Genomic DNA, 599 nt, shown 5'->3' with positions numbered 1-599 from the left:
AGGAGACGTTGGCGAGCTCTGGGGTTACTCTCGGTCTTCGAGAGTTTGCCAAAGTCATGATCTTTTAGGGTATATGTTGGTATAGTCATAGCTGAATTATACTATATATTATGGGTTTGGTATTAGTCTTTGATAGATTCGTGATTGATATAAATAACGCCTTGCACACGGCAACAGCATGATAATATCTCATCGTCTTCAATCATGGCCAGTGGCTGAAATGGATAATCAACTGGGTGTGAGCTTGCAATGCGGCGTATACGGCAGCTGCCACAATAGCCCTCACGGCATTGATAGTTGACCTCATGACCCGTCCGCAGTAGCCCATCTAGCAGACTCTCATCGTCATGCAAGTAGAACTGCTTTTTACTGGTCATTACCCAAGTCATAATTGATCCTGTCGTGATTAGTCCTGTTATGCGCTACTGGTCTTTGAGTATTATCTTATCAATAGTTCACTACATCTTTATTTGGTGGTGTATCAGAAAGTATGCTGAGGAATTAAAGGAGGGGTGACAGCCGAAGCAAGATGATATATTTGAGGTTATGAAGACACAAATAGATATCAGCTGCCCCGACTGTCACAGTTCCAGTCTAAA

Annotated in this window: 1 protein-coding gene; it reads right to left on the bottom strand. The window is 42.7% G+C overall.

Going from position 1 to position 599, the window contains the following annotated elements; translation table 11 throughout:
* Window positions 1-122: 122 nt before the first annotated feature.
* Window positions 123-389: a class I ribonucleotide reductase maintenance protein YfaE gene (yfaE, locus tag JMX97_RS13665; protein ID WP_201558974.1), complete on the bottom strand. Its 267-nt coding sequence runs from the start codon at window positions 387-389 to the stop codon at window positions 123-125.
* Window positions 390-599: the final 210 nt, after the last annotated feature.

This window comes from Psychrobacter sp. 72-O-c, from assembly GCF_904846605.1.
In the GTDB taxonomy this organism is placed as follows: Bacteria; Pseudomonadota; Gammaproteobacteria; order Pseudomonadales; family Moraxellaceae; genus Psychrobacter.
The sequence above is the reverse complement of the archived record's forward strand: the minus strand, read 5'-3'. Positions and strand labels throughout refer to the sequence as shown.

Excerpts from the sequence above, each read along its gene's own strand:
- yfaE (WP_201558974.1), bottom strand. The coding sequence starts at position 389 with ATGACTTGGGTAATGACCAGTAAAAAGCAGTTCTACTTGCATGACGAT.